17 protein-coding genes and 1 pseudogene are annotated in these 18,111 nt (G+C 46.4%); all 18 read left to right on the forward strand.

All coding sequences use genetic code 11. The annotated features are described in order from the left end of the window. The first annotated feature begins 2 nt into the window (after nucleotides 1–2). Nucleotides 3–323: a flavodoxin domain-containing protein gene (locus ACRCZA_RS15790; RefSeq protein WP_438675347.1), complete on the forward strand. Its 321-nt coding sequence runs from the start codon at nucleotides 3–5 to the stop codon at nucleotides 321–323. Between the two features lie 442 nt (nucleotides 324–765). Continuing rightward, entirely contained in the window at nucleotides 766–2,655 is a 1,890-nt protein-coding gene (mnmG, locus tag ACRCZA_RS15795; RefSeq protein ID WP_438675348.1) for a tRNA uridine-5-carboxymethylaminomethyl(34) synthesis enzyme MnmG, read from the forward strand. Between the two features lie 117 nt (nucleotides 2,656–2,772). Beyond that, nucleotides 2,773–3,393 carry a 16S rRNA (guanine(527)-N(7))-methyltransferase RsmG gene (gene rsmG / locus ACRCZA_RS15800; RefSeq protein WP_438675349.1) on the forward strand — a complete coding sequence of 207 codons (621 nt, stop codon included), beginning with the start codon at nucleotides 2,773–2,775 and terminating at the stop codon, nucleotides 3,391–3,393. A 75-nt stretch (nucleotides 3,394–3,468) separates the two neighbouring features. Then, nucleotides 3,469–4,257, forward strand: a complete 789-nt coding sequence (locus ACRCZA_RS15805; protein ID WP_438675350.1) for a ParA family protein — start codon at nucleotides 3,469–3,471, stop codon at nucleotides 4,255–4,257. Nucleotides 4,258–4,266: 9 nt separating this feature from the next. Further along, on the forward strand, nucleotides 4,267–5,145 hold the full coding sequence (locus ACRCZA_RS15810; RefSeq protein ID WP_438675351.1) for a ParB/RepB/Spo0J family partition protein: 879 nt from the start codon (nucleotides 4,267–4,269) through the stop codon (nucleotides 5,143–5,145). 225 nt (nucleotides 5,146–5,370) lie between these two features. Then, a complete protein-coding gene (locus ACRCZA_RS15815) occupies nucleotides 5,371–5,754 on the forward strand; it encodes an ATP synthase subunit I (protein WP_438675352.1) in 384 nt (127 codons plus the stop codon). Between the two features lie 12 nt (nucleotides 5,755–5,766). Continuing rightward, on the forward strand, nucleotides 5,767–6,588 hold the full coding sequence (atpB, locus tag ACRCZA_RS15820; RefSeq protein WP_438675353.1) for a F0F1 ATP synthase subunit A: 822 nt from the start codon (nucleotides 5,767–5,769) through the stop codon (nucleotides 6,586–6,588). 31 nt (nucleotides 6,589–6,619) lie between these two features. After that, nucleotides 6,620–6,874, forward strand: a complete 255-nt coding sequence (atpE, locus tag ACRCZA_RS15825; protein ID WP_011791281.1) for a F0F1 ATP synthase subunit C — start codon at nucleotides 6,620–6,622, stop codon at nucleotides 6,872–6,874. A gap of 27 nt (nucleotides 6,875–6,901) precedes the next feature. After that, a complete protein-coding gene (atpF, locus tag ACRCZA_RS15830) occupies nucleotides 6,902–7,372 on the forward strand; it encodes a F0F1 ATP synthase subunit B (RefSeq protein WP_438675354.1) in 471 nt (156 codons plus the stop codon). A gap of 15 nt (nucleotides 7,373–7,387) precedes the next feature. Beyond that, nucleotides 7,388–7,921, forward strand: coding sequence for a F0F1 ATP synthase subunit delta (atpH, locus tag ACRCZA_RS15835; protein ID WP_438675355.1), 534 nt, complete (start codon nucleotides 7,388–7,390; stop codon nucleotides 7,919–7,921). Nucleotides 7,922–7,935: 14 nt separating this feature from the next. Further along, the gene (atpA, locus tag ACRCZA_RS15840; protein WP_438675356.1) at nucleotides 7,936–9,477 is read left to right on the forward strand and encodes a F0F1 ATP synthase subunit alpha; all 1,542 of its coding nucleotides are present in this window, start codon (nucleotides 7,936–7,938) and stop codon (nucleotides 9,475–9,477) included. A gap of 50 nt (nucleotides 9,478–9,527) precedes the next feature. Further along, nucleotides 9,528–10,388 carry a F0F1 ATP synthase subunit gamma gene (gene atpG / locus ACRCZA_RS15845; RefSeq protein WP_438675357.1) on the forward strand — a complete coding sequence of 287 codons (861 nt, stop codon included), beginning with the start codon at nucleotides 9,528–9,530 and terminating at the stop codon, nucleotides 10,386–10,388. A gap of 35 nt (nucleotides 10,389–10,423) precedes the next feature. Further along, nucleotides 10,424–11,815, forward strand: coding sequence for a F0F1 ATP synthase subunit beta (gene atpD, locus ACRCZA_RS15850; RefSeq protein ID WP_438675358.1), 1,392 nt, complete (start codon nucleotides 10,424–10,426; stop codon nucleotides 11,813–11,815). 38 nt (nucleotides 11,816–11,853) lie between these two features. Further along, nucleotides 11,854–12,282, forward strand: a complete 429-nt coding sequence (locus tag ACRCZA_RS15855; RefSeq protein WP_438675359.1) for a F0F1 ATP synthase subunit epsilon — start codon at nucleotides 11,854–11,856, stop codon at nucleotides 12,280–12,282. A 281-nt stretch (nucleotides 12,283–12,563) separates the two neighbouring features. After that, nucleotides 12,564–13,946 carry a bifunctional UDP-N-acetylglucosamine diphosphorylase/glucosamine-1-phosphate N-acetyltransferase GlmU gene (gene glmU / locus ACRCZA_RS15860; RefSeq protein WP_438675360.1) on the forward strand — a complete coding sequence of 461 codons (1,383 nt, stop codon included), beginning with the start codon at nucleotides 12,564–12,566 and terminating at the stop codon, nucleotides 13,944–13,946. 444 nt (nucleotides 13,947–14,390) lie between these two features. Then, nucleotides 14,391–16,487, forward strand: a complete 2,097-nt coding sequence (locus ACRCZA_RS15865; RefSeq protein WP_438675361.1) for a TonB-dependent receptor — start codon at nucleotides 14,391–14,393, stop codon at nucleotides 16,485–16,487. Nucleotides 16,488–16,775: 288 nt separating this feature from the next. After that, entirely contained in the window at nucleotides 16,776–17,546 is a 771-nt protein-coding gene (locus ACRCZA_RS15870) for a DeoR/GlpR family DNA-binding transcription regulator (protein WP_438675362.1), read from the forward strand. Nucleotides 17,547–17,706: 160 nt separating this feature from the next. Further along, nucleotides 17,707–18,111 (forward strand): annotated as a pseudogene (locus ACRCZA_RS15875) (glutamine--fructose-6-phosphate transaminase (isomerizing)); the annotation flags it as partial.

Below are 18,111 nucleotides of genomic sequence, written 5' to 3' on the forward strand. Positions count from 1 at the left end.
CCATCAGCGAATTAACCCCATACACCCACTGGATCATCGTTTGCTCAACCCATGGTGCGGGAGATCTTCCGGACAATATCCAGCCATTTTGCAAAGAAGTGGCCTTGTACTACCCCGATCTATCCCAGGTAAAATTCGCCCTGTGTGCCATTGGCGACTCCAGCTACGACACTTTCTGCCAAGGGCCTGAGAAGTTAATTTTTGCGATCGAAAACTGCGGCGCCAAAGCCTTTGTGGATAAGATCCAGATCGATGTTCAACAAGATCCGACGCCAGAAGACCCAGCCCTCGCGTGGTTAAACCAATGGCAAGCAAAGCTGTAGATCGCAAACAGGTAAAAACCGTAAAACCACCCACAGTTTCGATCACACTTATCCACAAATAAGTATTTTATGGTATAAATATGTGGATAAGCTATTATTTTGATCTGATCAACCTCTGCGCTATTCACACTCCGATCCGCTCAAAGATCCACCTTGTGGATAAGTAGCGGATCTATCCCCACCTTATTTGGCGATAGATCGCTTGTAGATCACAGGATCTAAATCGCGTTAACTAATGATTTATATAGCAAATTAGGCTTACACACAGAAATTCGCGATCCTAATAGTAAACATAATAAGAAGATCTATATAAAGATCTTAAGATCTATTAGTCCCGATCCATTGGATCAAACGACGTAAAATGATCATTCACCTAGGGCAAAGCAAATGCTAAAATAATCGGCTCGAATTTAAGTCTCACAACGTTATTAAAGGTAGTGTCATGCATTTTCATGAACGGTTTGATGTTATTGTTATTGGCGGTGGTCATGCCGGAACTGAAGCCGCATTGGCAGCTGCACGAATGGGATCGAAAACATTATTGTTGACCCACAACATCGATACCTTAGGCCAAATGTCATGCAACCCAGCCATTGGTGGTATTGGTAAAGGCCATTTAGTTAAAGAAATCGATGCCTTAGGTGGCGCGATGGCCATTGCAACCGATTATGCCGGGATCCAATTTAGAACCTTAAACTCCAGCAAAGGCCCGGCAGTGCGTGCCACTCGCGCCCAAGCCGATCGCGCGTTATATCGCCAAAAAATTCAAAGTATTCTGCAACATCAACCCAACTTACGTATTTTCCAGCAAGCGGTAGATGATCTGATTGTTGAAAACGAGCAAGTCGTTGGTGTCGTTACACAAATGGGATTAGCCTTTGAGGCCCCAGCTGTCGTGTTAACAACCGGCACTTTCCTAAATGGTCGAATTCACATTGGTTTAGAAAATTACAGTGGTGGCCGCGCTGGCGATCCGCCAGCAATTGCCCTTGCTAATCGCTTACGTGAGCTGCCGATACGAGTCGGTCGTTTAAAAACCGGTACGCCGCCGCGTATTGATGCCAATACCATAGATTTTTCTCAAATGGCTGAGCAAAAAGGCGATTCTCCGTTGCCTGTGATGTCATTTATGGGCGATGTTAGCCATCATCCTAAGCAGATTTCCTGTTGGATCACCCACACCAATGAAAAAACCCACGATATTATTCGTGGCGGTTTAGACAGAAGCCCAATGTATTCAGGGGTGATTGAAGGTATTGGTCCGCGTTATTGCCCATCAATTGAAGATAAGATCCACCGTTTTGCGGATAAATCCTCCCATCAGATCTTTATCGAACCCGAAGGCCTCAATACCACGGAGATCTACCCTAACGGTATTTCAACCAGCTTACCGTTTGATGTGCAATTGAATTTAGTGCGTTCTATCAAAGGGATGGAACATGCTGAGATCGTTCGCCCGGGTTATGCCATCGAATATGATTATTTTGATCCAAGAGATCTTAAAAACTCATTAGAAACCAAAACGATCAATGGCTTATTTTTTGCGGGACAAATTAACGGTACCACGGGTTATGAAGAAGCCGGCGCTCAAGGCCTATTGGCTGGGATGAATGCTGCCTTGCAAGTTCAAGGTAAAGCGGCTTGGTGTCCACGCCGTGATGAAGCCTATCTTGGGGTACTTGTAGACGATTTATCGACCTTAGGCACAAAAGAGCCCTACCGTATGTTCACCAGTCGCGCCGAATACCGTTTGCTGCTGCGTGAAGATAATGCCGATCTGCGATTAACAGCCAAAGGTCGTGAACTGGGGTTAGTCGATGATGCTCGTTGGGCGGCGTTTAGCCAAAAAGTGGAGTCCATCGAATTAGAGCTCCAACGTTTACGTAGCCAATGGGTGCATCCAAATTCACCTTTGCTGCCAGTATTAAATCCCCATTTAAATACGCCGATCTCCCGGGAAGCCTCCTTTGAGGATTTATTACGTCGTCCGGAGATGGATTATAGCAAGTTGATGCAGATTGAAGGTTTTGGCCCAGGGCTTGCCGATCCTCAGGCGGCTGAGCAAGTGCAAATCCAAGTGAAATACTCGGGTTACATTCAGCGTCAGCAAGAAGAAATCAATAAAGCGGTACGCAATGAGAACACAGGCTTGCCGTTACATATTGATTATAAAGAAGTTCCAGGTTTATCAAATGAGGTGATTGCCAAGTTGAATAACCACAAGCCTGAAACCATAGGTCAAGCCTCGCGGATTTCGGGGATCACGCCTGCAGCGATTTCCATTCTGTTGGTTCACCTTAAAAAGCGTGGCTTGTTGCGTAAGCAAGCATAAAAGCGAGCTTGATCGACTGTTTGGTCGTGGAAGGGAAGCATGAATGCTTCCCTTCATCGTTATCGGGCTTCATAATAGCCTCCGAGTTTATAAACGTATCTTTGTTGAGGTTGCTCAGTGTTATCTGCCCAGTTAGAGGCCTATTTAGCCGAAATTAATCTGCCCGCGACTGTGGAGCAGAAAAAACAACTTATTGATTTTGTTGGAATGCTCCACAAATGGAATAAGGCCTATAACCTAACATCGGTTAGAGATCCCGAAGCGATGCTGATCCGGCATATTATGGATAGCTTAGTGGTATCAAAGCATCTGCAAGGGGAACGTTTTATCGATGTCGGAACGGGTCCTGGGCTACCCGGTATTCCATTGGCGATAATGAACCCTGATAAAACCTTTGTGTTACTCGATAGCCTAGGTAAACGTATTCGCTTTCAAAAACAAGTGGCTTTTGAACTTGGGATCACCAATATCAGTTCAGTTGAAAGCCGGGTTGAAGCTTATCAACCTGAGCAAAAGTTTGACGGGGTGCTTAGCCGCGCCTTCGCCTCGATTGAGGATATGCTGAGTTGGTGTCATCACTTACCTGCTGACCATGGCCAATATTATGCCCTCAAAGGTCAATTAAATGAGCAAGAGATGCGCCAAATTCCGCCGGGATTTACGGTGACCGATATCATCGAACTCAAGGTGCCCAAACTCGATGAGCAGCGGCATTTATTAAAGATAATTAAACAATAACGGGCTTAAGGCTCCGCTTATCACGGGGTTTTTTTAAGTAGGCAATAAAGCAGAATTTACATACAGGGTGATATTGTGGGTAAAGTGATTGCCGTGGCTAACCAGAAAGGTGGCGTAGGAAAAACAACTACTTGCGTTAACTTAGCTGCCTCGTTAGCCGCAACAAAGCGCAAAGTGTTAGTGATCGATCTCGATCCGCAGGGGAATGCCACTATGGGCAGCGGTGTCGACAAGTACGAGGTTGCGCATACGGCTTATGAATTATTGGTCGAAGATAAGCCATTCGATGAAATTGTGGTTAAAAATACGGCGGGTAAATATGATTTGATCGCCAGTAATGGCGATGTGACCGCGGCAGAAATTAAGCTGATGGAATTTTTTGCCCGTGAGATCCGTTTGCGTAATGCCCTCGCACCGATTAAAGAGCACTATGATTATATTTTCATTGACTGCCCTCCTTCATTAAACATGCTGACAGTCAATGCGATGTCTGCGGCCGACTCTGTCTTAGTGCCAATGCAATGCGAGTATTTTGCGCTAGAAGGTTTAACCGCATTAATCGATACCATCACTAAATTAGCGGCTTATGTGAATCCTCATTTAGGAATCGAAGGGATTTTGCGCACGATGTACGATCCTCGTAATCGCTTATCTAATGATGTGTCCGATCAGCTAAAACAGCATTTTGGCGATAAAGTCTATCGCACTGTTATCCCGCGTAATGTCAGGCTCGCCGAGGCTCCAAGTTTTGGTGCTCCTGCCATGTATTACGATAAATCTAGCGCAGGGGCTAAGGCTTACCTTGCACTTGCGGGGGAGATGATCCGCCGCTCAGAACAGAAAAATCCAGCTAAGCAAGCGTAAAGGATAACCATGACGTTAAAGAAAAGAGGGTTAGGCAAAGGGTTAGATGCCTTGCTGAGTAATAGCCATGCTGCCAGTAAAAAGCACTCGGAAGAAGTGGCTGTTGTTGATAAAAAAGAAGAGCTTATTTATCTCGACCTTGACCTATTGCAACCGGGTAAGTATCAGCCGCGTAAGGATATGTCCCCTGAGGCGTTGGAAGAACTTGCCCATTCTATCCGCAATCAAGGCATCATCCAGCCGATAGTCGTGCGTCAGGTGAGTGATACTCACTATGAAATAATTGCCGGTGAACGTCGTTGGCGCGCCTCACAATTGGCTGGAATCGATAAAATTCCTTGTATTGTCAAATTGGTGCCCGATGAAGCCGCAGTGGCGATTGCGTTGATTGAAAACATTCAGCGCGAAGACTTAAACGCCATGGAAGAAGCCATTGCCTTACAACGGTTAATGCAAGAGTTTGAGCTGACTCACCAACAAGTTGCCGATGTTGTGGGAAAATCGCGGGCAAGTGTATCGAACTTACTGCGCTTAAATGGCTTAAATGAGCCTGTTAAGCGTTTGCTTGAGTATGGTGACATTGATATGGGCCATGCGCGCGCTTTGTTGGCTATTGAAGGTGAAGAGCAAACAAATCTGGCGCGATTAGTGGCGGCAAAAGAATTAACCGTTCGTGAAACTGAGCGATTAATTAATCAAACCTTAAATCCGCCTAAAACTGCCGAAACTAAGACTAAAGATCAGGATGTTTGTCGTTTAGAGCAGCAGTTAATTGAAAGATTAGGTGCCAAGGTATCGATTTCTCATAGCGCTAAAGGGACCGGAAAAATTGTAATTAACTATCAGGATCTCGCGGAATTAGACGGAATTCTTAGCAAAATTCATTGATATAGGTAGATTAACGGTTTTTCATGTAAATTTGTGACAAATAGTAATTTTACTTTTTGCCGCTTTTGGTGCTATATCACGTTAAAAGTGCTGTTTTTCCTTATCTCAACGTTGCAATGAAGGCGTGAAAAGGTATACTTTCGCAAGCTTTTTGTGCATCGACCAAAATACGGATATTTGTTATCCGGTCATCGAAACAAAAAGTATGAATGCGGAGAAAATAAATTGAGTAAGGTTTTAGCGCGCCGTGGCCGGTGGTCAGCCTATAAATTGGTGTTGGTGCAGGCGGCGGTCGCTGGGGTTGCTTCAATTGTCTTTTTCGCTCTGTGGGGAGTTCAGTTTGGCTATTCTGCGTTAGCAGGTGGCTCAATTGCTGTACTCCCTAATTTTGTATTCGCAACCCTCGCTTTCTCCCATATGGGAGCGAGTTTATCAGGGAAAATTGTTAAATCATTTTTCTTGGGGGAAGCGGTAAAGTTGCTGTTGACTGTTGTACTTTTTGGTTGTGTATTCAGCATGTTAGATGTAAATGTTATGTCTTTATTTGCTTGTTATGCATTAAGCCTTACCGTACCTTTCATCGCTTCTTTATATTTCAAGCAAAATTAAGTGAGATTAATCATGGCGACAACTGGTGAAGCCTTAAATGCTTCTGAGTACATCCAGCATCACCTGACTAATGCGAAAATGTGCTCTGCCGATGGTGGAGTGGCTTTTAATCATGCATGTCAAGATGCTGGATTTTGGACTTGGCACATTGACTCACTTTTATTTTCAGTCGGCCTCGGGGTTCTGTTTTTATGGTTATTTTATAAAACAGGACAAAAAGCAACTGCAGGTGTTCCGGGTAAATTTCAATGCTTTGTTGAAATGTGCGTGGAAGGTGTTGATAAGATTGCAAAAGATTCCTTTCATGGTAAAAATGCTGTCATCGCACCATTAGCTCTCACAATTTTCGTCTGGGTTTTCCTGATGAACTTTATGGATCTAATTCCAGTAGACTTTATACCTGAAGCTGCAAACAGATTTTTAGGTGTTCCTTACCTTAAAGTTGTACCAACAACCGACTTAAACGTCACTCTAGGCTTGTCGTTGAGTGTGTTTGTGTTGATTGTTTTTTATAGCATTAAGGTCAAGGGGATTGGTGGCTTTACTAAAGAGCTAACCTTGCAACCTTTCAATCATTGGGCATTGATTCCAGTTAACATCGTTTTGGAAACTGTGACCTTGATTGCGAAGCCTATTTCTTTAGCGCTTCGTCTGTTTGGTAACCTGTATGCGGGTGAGTTGATCTTTATTCTGATTGCACTAATGCCTTGGTGGGCTCAGTTCGCACTTTCCGTGCCTTGGGCAATTTTCCACATTTTGGTCATTGTGTTACAGGCCTTTATTTTCATGATGCTAACGATTGTTTACCTAAGCATGGCGCATGAAGAACATTAATTTTTAAAATTTGATATAAATTGGAGATAACATGGAAACTGTAATTAGTTTTACGGCAATCGCTGTTGCTATCATGATTGGTTTAGCTGCATTAGGTACTGCTATTGGCTTTGCTATCTTAGGTGGTAAGTTCTTAGAAGCTTCAGCTCGTCAACCTGAATTGGCTCCAGCTTTACAAATTAAAATGTTTATCGTTGCTGGTCTACTCGATGCGATTTCAATGATTGCTGTGGGTGTTGCACTATTCTTCGTATTTGCTAACCCATTCTTAGCTCAACTTGGCTAATTTTGCACCCTGTAAGGAGTTGTCGTTATGAGTATTAACGCTACCCTGCTAGGCCAGGCAATTTCTTTTGCGCTGTTCGTGTGGTTCTGCATTAAATTTGTATGGCCACCGTTGATGAATGCAATCGAAGAGCGCCAGAAGAAAATTGCTGATGGCCTAGCTGATGCTGGTCGTGCAGCAAAAGATCTTGAATTGGCACAAGCGAAAGCAACCGAGCAACTAAAAGAAGCCAAAGTAACTGCTAACGAAATTATTGAGCAAGCGAACAAACGCAAAGCGCAAATAGTGGAAGAAGCAAAAGCTGAAGCCGATGCTGAGCGTGCAAAAATTATCGCTCAGGGTAAAGCTGAAATAGAGAATGAACGTAATCGCGTAAAAGATGACTTGCGTAAGCAAGTTGCTGCTCTAGCTGTTTTAGGTGCAGAACGAATTCTTGAGCGTTCGATTGATCAAGCCGCCCACAGTGACATAGTTGATAAACTTGTCGCTGAAATTTGATAAGGGAGTAGAGTCATGGCTGAATTAACTACCATTGCTCGCCCTTACGCAAAAGCAGCTTTTGACTTTGCTGTTGAACATAATGCAGTGGATACCTGGGCTGAAATGCTCACGTTTGCGGCGCTGGTGAGTGAAAACGAAACCATGCAGCCCCTGCTTAATGGCGCTTTAGCCAATACAAAACTTGCCGCATTGTTTATTAATGTGTGTGGTGAGCAAATCAACCAGCAAGGTCAAAACTTGATACAGGTAATGGCTGAAAACGGTCGCTTGAGTGTTCTACCTACGGTATCGAAATTATTTTCAGATTTCCGTAATGAGTGGGCAAAAGAAGTGGAAGCCTTTGTGGTTTCTGCAACTGAGCTTAGCTTAGAACAACAGCAGCATATTAGTGTTTCTCTAGAGAAACGTCTCGCACGCAAAGTTAAGCTGAATTGCAGCACTGACACCGCGCTTATTGCCGGTGCAATTATTCAGGTAGGCGATCTGGTCATTGATGGCTCGGTCCGCGGTAAATTATCGCGCCTATCTGATTCGCTGCAGTCGTAATTGGGAGTTTGAGCATGCAACTGAATTCCACTGAAATCAGCGATCTGATTAAGCAGCGGATCGAGCAGTTCGAAGTCGTTAGCGAATCTCGTAACGAAGGTACTATCGTTGCGGTAAGTGACGGCATCATCCGCATCCACGGCCTGGCCGATGTGATGCAAGGTGAAATGATCGAACTGCCTGGTAACCGTTTCGCAATCGCGTTGAACCTTGAACGTGATTCTGTCGGTGCCGTAGTAATGGGTCCTTATGCTGATTTAGCAGAAGGCGTAAAAGTAAAAACAACTGGCCGTATTCTGGAAGTTCCAGTTGGTCGCGGTCTGTTAGGCCGGGTTGTTAACACTTTGGGTGAGCCAATTGACGGTAAAGGACCTATCGATAACGATGGCTTCTCTCCTGTTGAAGTGATCGCGCCAGGCGTTATTGACCGTAAGTCAGTTGATCAACCAGTACAAACTGGTTACAAAGCCGTTGACGCTATGATCCCAATTGGTCGTGGTCAACGTGAATTGATCATTGGTGACCGTCAAACGGGTAAAACCGCAATGGCGATCGATGCCATCATCAACCAGAAAGATTCTGGCATTAAGTGTGTGTACGTTGCGATTGGCCAAAAGGCCTCAACTATCGCTAACGTGGTACGCAAGCTAGAAGAGCACGGTGCGTTAGCTAACACTATCGTTGTCGTTGCGACTGCTTCTGAAGCGGCTGCACTGCAATACTTAGCGCCGTACTCTGGTTGTACTATGGGTGAATACTTCCGTGACCGCGGTGAAGATGCGCTGATCGTATATGATGACCTGTCTAAGCAAGCTGTTGCTTATCGTCAGATCTCATTACTGCTGAAGCGTCCACCAGGCCGTGAAGCTTACCCAGGTGACGTATTCTATCTACACTCTCGTTTACTTGAGCGTGCTTCACGCGTAAACGAAGACTATGTAGAAAAGTTCACAAAGGGTGCAGTAACAGGCAAAACCGGTTCGTTAACCGCGTTGCCTATTATTGAAACTCAAGCGGGTGACGTATCTGCATTCGTACCGACCAACGTAATTTCGATTACTGACGGTCAGATCTTCCTTGAGACTGATCTGTTTAACTCAGGCTTACGTCCTGCGGTTAACCCAGGTATTTCTGTTTCTCGTGTTGGTGGTGCGGCTCAGACTAAGATCATCAAGAAACTGTCTGGTGGTATTCGTACCGCGCTAGCACAGTATCGTGAACTTGCTGCGTTCTCACAGTTTGCATCTGATCTTGACGATGCGACTCGTGCTCAGCTCGAGCATGGCGTGCGTGTTACCGAACTGATGAAGCAAAAGCAATATGCTCCAATGAGCGTAGCCGCGCAAGCTGTGTCTATTTTCGCAGCGGAAAAAGGTTACCTGAAGAGTGTTGAGCTGAAGAAGGTCGGTGATTTCGAAGCCGCTCTGCTCTCGTTCATGAACAGCGAGCATGCTGCTTTAATTAAGCTTATTAACGAAACTGGCGATTATAACGCTGAGATCGAAGCTGAATTGAAAGCTGGCCTCGACAAGTTCGTAGCAACCCAAACCTGGTAACAATGATAGAGGTGTCATAAGGCACCTCAGGTCCAGATTGGAGAGTAGAGATGGCCGGCGCTAAAGAGATTAAAACCAAGATCGCGAGTGTGAAAAACACTCAGAAGATCACGTCCGCCATGGAAATGGTGGCAGCCAGCAAAATGCGCAAAGCGCAGGAACGCATGGCTGCGAGCCGTCCATATGCGGAAAGCATGCGTAAGGTGATCGGTCACGTTGCGCAAGGTTCTCTCGAGTATAAACACCCCTATTTAGAGGTGCGAGAGGCTAAGCGGGTTGGTTACATTGTGGTGGCAACCGACCGTGGCCTTTGTGGTGGTCTGAACGTCAACCTCTTTAAAAAGGTTCTGTTAGACCTGAAAAACTGGAAAGAGCAAGGTGCAGACATTGAGTTTTGCCCGATTGGTGCTCGTAGTGTGCAGTTTTTCAATAGCTTTGGCGGCGCTATGCCTGCCCATGCTTCAGGTTTAGGTGATGCGCCTAGCATTACCGATCTGATCGGTACAGTGCGTGTGATGCTGAAAGCTTATAACGAAGGCAAACTGGATCGTCTGTTTATTGTGTTCAACAAATTTGTCAACACGATGACACAGACTCCTGTGATCGAGCAGCTGCTACCTTTGCCTAAATCAGAAGAAGTGGCTAATAAACATCCTTGGGATTACATATATGAACCGGATCCAAAAGCCCTTTTGGATACATTACTGGTTCGTTATATAGAATCACAGGTATATCAAGGTGTTGTTGAAAATATTGCCTCTGAACAAGCTGCCCGTATGGTGGCGATGAAGGCAGCAACCGACAACGCTGGTGAGCTGATCAATGACTTGCAATTGGTGTACAACAAGGCTCGTCAGGCTGCGATTACGCAGGAACTGTCGGAAATTGTTTCTGGTGCCTCTGCGGTTTAGGTTAGGTAACAAATACAAGTTTTAGAGGATTTATCATGAGCACAGGTACTGTTGTCCAAGTAATTGGCGCGGTTGTGGACGTAGAGTTTCCACAAGATGCCGTACCTCAGGTATATGACGCTCTGAAGATCACCGGTGAAGGCTCCTGTAATGGTTTGGTGCTGGAAGTTCAGCAACAACTAGGTGGTGGTGTAGTTCGTACCATCGCTATGGGTACTTCTGATGGTCTGCGTCGTGGTCTTGAGGTAGTAAACTCAGGTTCACCTATTTCTGTTCCAGTTGGTACCGCCACTCTTGGCCGTATCATGAACGTTTTAGGCGAGCCTATTGATGAAGCGGGTCCTATCGGTGAAGAAGAACGTTATGTGATTCACCGTAGTGCGCCTTCATATGAAGATCAATCGAGCACCACTGAGCTGCTAGAAACGGGTATCAAGGTTATCGACCTTGTTTGTCCATTCGCTAAAGGTGGTAAAGTCGGTCTGTTCGGTGGTGCGGGTGTTGGTAAGACAGTTAACATGATGGAACTGATTAACAACATCGCGAAAGCTCACTCAGGTCTTTCGGTATTCGCTGGTGTAGGTGAGCGTACTCGTGAGGGTAACGACTTCTACTACGAGATGAAAGATTCTGGTGTTCTCGACAAAGTGGCCATGGTGTATGGTCAGATGAACGAGCCACCAGGAAACCGTTTGCGTGTGGCACTGTCTGGTCTGACTATGGCTGAGAAGTTCCGTGACGAAGGTCGTGACGTATTGTTGTTCGTTGACAACATCTACCGTTACACCCTAGCCGGTACTGAAGTATCAGCACTGTTAGGTCGTATGCCTTCTGCGGTAGGTTATCAACCGACTCTGGCTGAAGAAATGGGCGTTCTGCAAGAGCGTATTACTTCAACCAAGACAGGTTCTATTACCTCTGTACAAGCGGTTTACGTACCAGCGGATGACTTGACTGACCCGTCACCAGCGACAACCTTCGCTCACTTAGATGCGACTGTGGTACTGTCTCGTCAAATTGCTTCTCTGGGTATTTACCCAGCGGTTGATCCACTGGATTCGACTTCACGTCAATTAGATCCATTGGTTGTAGGCCAAGAGCATTATGACGTTGCTAACGGTGTACAAACTGTACTGCAACGTTACAAAGAGCTGAAAGACATTATTGCGATTCTGGGTATGGACGAATTGTCTGATGATGACAAAACAACCGTATTCCGCGCCCGTAAGATTGAGCGTTTCTTGTCTCAACCTTTCTTCGTCGCAGAAGTGTTTACTGGATCTCCAGGTAAGTACGTTTCTCTGAAAGACACTATCCGTGGCTTCAAGGGTATTCTGAATGGTGAGTTCGATCACCTGCCAGAACAAGCGTTCTACATGGTTGGTTCTATCGATGAAGTTATCGAGAAAGCCAACAAAAAGAAATAACTAAGTATTCATTTACTTAGTTTTTTAAGGAGAACCGGATGGCAGCCATGACAGTACATCTTGATATTGTAAGTGCAGAAAGCAGCATTTTTAAAGGTCGAGTAGCTTGCTTGCAAGTGACCGGTGTTGAAGGGGAACTGGGTATTTTACCGGGTCACGCCCCACTGCTAACCAGTATCAAACCTGGCATGGCGCGCATCATCAAGCAAGATGGTAGTGAAGAGGTTATTTATCTTTCAGGTGGTTTTCTGGAAGTGCAACCGGGTTCAATTGCCGTTCTTGCAGATGTGGTAATGCGTGCCGATGAAATTGATGAGCAGGCAGCATTGGAAGCCAAACGTCGTGCAGAGGCTCATATGGCTTCTGCTGGGGCGGACTTCAATTATGATGCCGCTATGGTTGAGTTAGCTAAGGCTATGGCTCAATTACGTGTTGTTGAAACCATCAAGAAGAACATTGCCAGATAAGGTTATTGTTTGTGAAAAGAGGCGGTTATCGAAAGGTAGCCGCCTCTTTTGTTTTTAGTGCAGTCGATTTTACTGTGCCGTACGGCAAATCATCGCGTGATAACTCATCAGGATCCTTGGCGGATGGTTATCAGTCACCGCCGCCTTATTTAAGCCCCCTAGTTTAAGCCACCTAGCCTTATCGTCTATTTCGCTTTTCCTTTCGCTTTCCGCTAAAATTGCGCCACTTAATCGACCTTACTTTTTTTCGCCCACTTGGGTATTTGTTCAAGGATTTTACAATGGCATTAAACGTAGTGATCTTAGCTGCAGGAAAAGGAACTCGGATGCGCTCGGATCTGCCGAAGGTATTGCACCCTATCGCCCATAAGAGCATGGTGCAGCATGTTATCGATACCGCTCATCACGTGGGTTGTGATGCCATTCAGCTGGTTTATGGTTATGGCGCCGAAAAATTGCAGGCCAGCTTAGGTGAGCAACCACTTAACTGGGTACTGCAAGCCGAGCAGTTAGGCACTGGGCACGCAGTCGCGCAAGCGAGCCCGCACATTGCCGACAGCGACACAGTGCTTATTCTGTATGGTGATGTACCACTTATCCAGCCATCTACCCTTGAAGCCTTACTCGCCGCGCGCCCTGACAATGGGGTGGCTATCTTAACGGTAAATTTAGCCAATCCTATGGGATACGGCCGTATCGTACGGACGCCGTGTGAAGGCCAAATGCGGGGTAACGTGGTGGGGATTGTTGAGCAAAAGGATGCTAATGCTGAGCAACTTGCGATCACGGAAGTCAACACCGGTATTATGGCCGTGCCCGGTAAGCAGCTTAAAGCATGGCTTAACCGTTTATCGAATAACAATGCCCAAGGTGAGTACTATCTGACGGACATTATCGCCATGGCTCATGCTGATGGCGTGGCGATTGAAACCGCTCAGCCGCAATCTGCCATTGAAGTGGAAGGGGCTAATAACCGTGTGCAATTAGCTCAGTTAGAGCGCGCCTACCAAGCCCGTGAAGCCGAAAAGCTCATGTTGGCGGGGGCAAACCTTCGCGACCCAAGCCGTATCGACATCCGGGGTGAAGTGACCGTCGGTATGGACGTGATGATTGATGTTAACGTGATATTCGAAGGCAAAGTGACCTTGGGTAATAATGTTACTATTGGCGCAGGCGCGATTTTAATTGATTGCGAGATTGCCGATAACGCTGAGATCAAACCTTACACTATCATTGAAGGCGCTAAACTTGGCGTGGCTGCCAGCGCAGGCCCCTTTGCCCGTTTACGCCCAGGCGCTGAACTTAAGCAAGATGCCCACATAGGTAACTTTGTGGAGATGAAAAAGGCCGTATTAGGGCTGGGCTCTAAAGCCGGACATTTAGCTTATTTAGGCGATGCGATTATCGGTGATGGCGTTAACATTGGTGCCGGTACCATTACCTGTAATTATGATGGCGCGAATAAGCATGTCACCATCATTGAAGACAATGTGTTTGTTGGCTCTGATACGCAATTGGTGGCGCCTGTCACGATTGGTAAAGGGGCAACTTTAGGGGCGGGTTCGACCATCACTCGTGATGTTGGTGCGGATGAATTAGTGATCACCCGAGTCAAACAAAAACACCTCACTGGCTGGCAGCGCCCGATTAAAATCAAAAAGTAACCTTAATAGGCCGCGTTGGTCGATGAGGTGACTGCATTCGATGCGTTAACTCATCGCCGGTGTTGACCTAAATTACCTAAATAGAAAATAGGACTGCCGCTCTGACTTCACTTCTGGCTGCGGTCCTTTTTTATTGGCGTCACCGTCGTTAAATATTGCAACTTTCACTGTCGCTATTATTCCTCTCTCTCTCCATCGAGCTTCGCGTGTGCCTATAGATACTTAGAAAAGGATTGATGCTCACAATAAGTATTGATGCTCAAAAAAGTGGTCAGCAGCACCCTGCTGGAGCAAGCCGCACAGCATTACCGTTGAGAATGGCTGACTCTTTTGAGCCCCGTCACAGCCAATTGTAAATTCGCGTAAAGAAGCTTAAATAAAAACAATTCTCATTTATATTGCCTGCAATTTACAGACTCAGGGTCTCATTCAGGGGAATTGACAATGGTATTTAACTATTCAGTAATTGGTTTGGCCGTTGGTGCGGCGCTCATGACAATGCCAGTGTTGGCGCAGGCGCCCAATGATGCAAACATTGAGCGCATCAATGTTACTGGCCGCGTATTTAACGATTATAAAGTCGGCACGGCATCCGGTGCGATGCGCGGTGATATTGATTTAATGGATACGCCCCAATCCGTAAACGTGATCCCTGATTTTGTGACCGATGAACAGTTAGCCACTAATCTGGCGGAAGTGTTGGTTAACGATTCTAGCGTGACTGCGGGTACCACGCGCTGGAACCGTCAAGTCTTTAGCATTCGTGGTTTTGAGCTGGATTCTGGCAACGGTTATCTGATCAACGGCCACCAGCAATGGTCCCATTACGTGCAGCCCATTGAGACTTTGCAGCAAGTTGAAGTGTTAAAAGGCCCTTCTAGTATGCTGTATGGCCAATCTGGCCCCGGCGGCTTAGTCAACATGGTGACAAAAAAACCGACCTATGATTCGATGTTAGATTTGGGGTTTGATACCGACGGTTACGGCTCTACTCGAGTACAGTTAGATGCGGGTGGCAGTTTAAATGATGCCCAAAGCATTCGTTACCGCAGTGTGTTAGTGAAGCAAGATACCCAATATTGGCGTGAATATGCCGCCAATGGCGACAATCAAGAGCGCGATCGCTGGTTGGGATACTTAAACCTTGAATTTGACCTCAGTGATGACCTGCAACTTGCACTTAAGTATGACCATACCGAAGATAAAACCGGGATTGATGCGGGCAGCTGGTTAGATAAGCAAGGCAATGTGATTGGCGATCGCCAAACCATTTGGGATGCACCTTGGGCCTTTACCGATAACACCGTTTCGAATTTAGGTGCCGAGTTAACTTGGCACATGAGTGACGATTGGAAAGTCAAAGTCGGCTATAACGATCAGCAGTTTAACCGTCAGCGGTTGGATTCGGCGCCCCAATATACCGAAGACCCCTTCACCAATGGTTATAGCATTAAACCCTTTGATCGTTATGATGACTGGCAACATAAAACCGCTTACGTCGATTTTACCGGCGAGTTTGGCTTTGCCGGAATGGAGCATCAATTCCTGATCGGTGCTAACTATTTAGATTATTACTATCTGCAGCGTCGTGACGGTGGTAAGAAAGCCATTACCGTGATCCCAGGGCAAGCGGTTGATATGCCAGACTACGACTATCACAATGTCGTTGCAGGCCCTGCCACGACCTATCAATATTACGGTTTTTATTTGCAGGATCTCATGACCATCAACGAGCAATGGAAATTGCTTGCCGGTGTGCGTTATGACGAGCAGAAAAAAGAGGGTGAAGGCGAAAACAGTTATGCACTCTCGCCTAAGTTTGGGGTCATTTATTCACCTACCGACAACGGCAGCGTGTATGTCAATTACTCAAAGAGCTTTACCCCTCAAGGCGCGGTTAATAACGCCGCCGACATGAATGATGGTTTAGATTTAAAACCCGAATACGGTATTCAGTACGAAGTGGGCACAAAGTGGGAGCTATTTAACGACAGCCTGCTATTAACTGCGGCAGTATTTGATATCACCTTAGAAAACATCACGGTTTCTGAAAAGCTACCGACGGCAATTGGGGACTTTACCGATATCACTACCCAAGGTGGCGAGCAAAAACACCGTGGTTTTGAAATGGGAGCTCAAGGACAAATCGCAGATAGCTGGTTTGTGACGTCATCGATGATGTATTTAGATGCCGAATATCACACCGGTGATGAGCGCGAAGGCAACACCCCCATTGATGCGCCTAAATGGTCAGCCAATATTTGGACCCGTTATGAAGTGACCGATAACCTGGCGATGAACTTTGGCGCCATCTATGTGGGTGAGCGTTATGCTGATACCGCCAACACGATCACTAAAGACGGTTATGTGCGCTTTGACATCGGAGCGGCCTATACAACGCAACTGATGGGCAAAGATGTGAGCATCCGCGCTAACGTTAAAAACCTCTTCGATACCGATTATATCGAGGGTGGTCAATACAATATGGTGACACTAGGCCAAGAGCGTAACTTTAGTCTCGCGCTTGAAACGAAGTTCTGATCCCTTACGCTCAGAGCTTAAGGGTGATGGTTGAATTGAGCTCGCACGCTTAAGCCAGCACGTTTACGCTGGCACCCCTCACATCGGCTTTCTTAATACCGGTGACCGATGTTGACTAAGCAGCTTACCCCTCGGGGTAAGCTGCTTTTTTATTGCCAAACAGCAATTATTGTTAAAAAAGCGGCGAAATTGTGCCGGATCACATAAACAATCGCCGCGAATGGCTAGTAAAAAAGTTTCGCTTCACTATAATGCAGCTTTCGAATCGAAAGTTAACTGAAAGGTTTTATGAACAAACGCAACACACAGCAGCGCCGTCATAGCATTATTGCCCTGTTAAATGAGCAGGGAGAAGTGAGTGTCGATGCGCTGGCGTTAGCTTTTGCAACCTCAGAGGTGACGATTCGTAAGGATCTGGCGGTCCTTGAAAAAACCGGCCTATTGCTGCGGCGATACGGTGGCGCGGTGGCGATCCCCGACGAGGTCGCCCAACCGTTTTGCGCCAACATCGCTCCGAATAAACTGGCGATTGCGAAAACCGCGGCGCAGTTAATTAAAGATCACAACCGCATCATCATCGATAGCGGTACCACCACCTCGGGGTTGATTGAACAACTCAACCATAAGCGTGGGCTGGTGGTCATGACGAACGCGCTGCATCTTGCCAATGCCATACATGAGCTCGAAAATGAGCCTACATTATTGATGACCGGCGGCACCTGGGACCCGCATTCGGAGTCCTTTCAAGGCCAAGTCGCCGAGCAAGTGCTGCGTTCCTATAACTTTGATCAGCTATTTATTGGAGCCGATGGTATCGACCTTGAGCGCGGCACCACCACCTTTAATGAATTAACTGGCCTAAGCAAAGTGATGGCTGAAGTCTCCCGTGAGGTGATTGTCATGGTTGACTCCGACAAAATCGGTAAGCGCATTCCTAACCTCGAGTTGCCATGGGCTAAGGTGAGTGTCTTAGTGACCGACGATCGCATCGAACCAGAGGCGCTTAAACAAATTTCAGACCAAGGCGTGCGCGTTATGCTTGCGCCCTATACGCAATAATCCAGTGTGAACATCGGCTGAATGAGGCATAAATCGTGCCTTCATTCCGTTGCCGCCACCGTCAGTGGTTGAGGGCAAAAGCCATCGCAACACTAATAAGTAAAACCGTACTAACAAGTAAAACAGTTTGATTTTAATCGTTAATTTATAGGTAAAAACTATGTGTGGAATCGTAGGCGCCGTGGCGCAAAGGGATGTGGCCGAAATTCTGGTTGAAGGCTTACGCCGTTTAGAATATCGCGGATATGACTCCGCAGGTGTTGCCGTGATCCATAATGGCGAGCTTAACCGTACTCGCCGCGTGGGTAAGGTGCAGGAGCTATCGAGCGCCCTTGAGGCTGCGCCATTAGCCGGAGGCACTGGTATTGCGCACACGCGCTGGGCCACCCATGGTGAGCCGAGCGAGCGTAATGCCCACCCACATCAATCCGAGGGTGATATTGCCGTAGTGCACAATGGCATTATCGAAAACCACAACAAATTACGCGAAATGCTCAAAGGCTTAGGTTACAGCTTTAGCTCCGATACCGACACCGAAGTGATTTGTCACTTAGTCCACCATGAG

Origin of the sequence: Shewanella sp. (assembly GCF_051658185.1) — a bacterium.
Lineage (GTDB): Bacteria > Pseudomonadota > Gammaproteobacteria > Enterobacterales > Shewanellaceae > Shewanella.